Genomic DNA, 909 nt, shown 5'->3' on the forward strand with positions numbered 1-909 from the left:
CCGTCCCAGACGGCGGCAATGGCTTTGTCGAGCCCCGGCGCGCCATCGACGATCAGGAACTCGGGACGCCTGAGCCCACGCTTGATGAGATCGCCGAGCACCGTGCGCCAGGCCTCGGCGCTCTCGCCGCCCATGCTTCTGATCGCGAGCAGCACTTTCTGGCCGTCGGCGCGTACCCCGAGGACAACGAGCAGCGAGATCGTGGTCGCCTTGCGGTCGAGCCGCACGCGAACGACGGTGCCGTCGAGGATCAGCCGCACGATCGGCTCCTCGGCCAGCGAGCGGCTATTCCAGGCGTCCCAGTCGCTTTTGACCTTGCGCCAGGTCCGGCTCACCGTGTCCTTGCCGACCGTCCCGCCGAACAGCGCCGCCAGCGCGCGACGTACCCGCCGCGTATTGGTGCCAGCGAGATAGCTGCTCGCGATCAGCGCGTCGGCGGCAAGCGTGCGCCGCTGATAGGCCCGCAGTGCTTGGCTCTTCCATTCCGTCGTCTTGCCCTCGGACGTGGTCAGCCGGGCACGCGGCACTGCTATCTCGATCGGCCCGAACGTGCCTGTCAGCGACCGCGTGCGGCTGCCGTGGCGATGGCCCGTGACGCCATCTTTTGCCGCATTGCCGGCCATCTGGCTTCGTCCGTAGCGCGGCCGTGACAGCGCAGCATCGAGTTCGCCGCGTAGTAGTTCTTCGATGAATTGGCGCGACCGAGTCCGCACCTCGGTCTCGATCGGGTCGAACCAATTGTCGAAAAGATCAACAGCCAGCTCGGTCGCGGGCTGCAAGGAATCAGGCTTCGTGGTAGGTTGCCTCATGGCGTAGTCTCCAGTCCGACGCTTCAACGCCGGACGATTCGAGGTTGATCACCCCGGAGCCTACGCCAACCCTAATTCCAACCAACTCCGCGACGGGACC

Annotated in this window: 1 protein-coding gene; it reads right to left on the minus strand. The window is 66.1% G+C overall.

The window, feature by feature from the left end; genetic code table 11:
- Window positions 1–809, minus strand: an 809-nt coding sequence (locus ACZYOF_RS43975; protein WP_463719618.1) for an IS256 family transposase, incomplete at its 3' end; no start/stop codon positions are given.
- Window positions 810–909 lie beyond the last annotated feature (100 nt).

It is taken from the genome of Bradyrhizobium sp. LeoA1Lang (genome assembly GCF_055413685.1).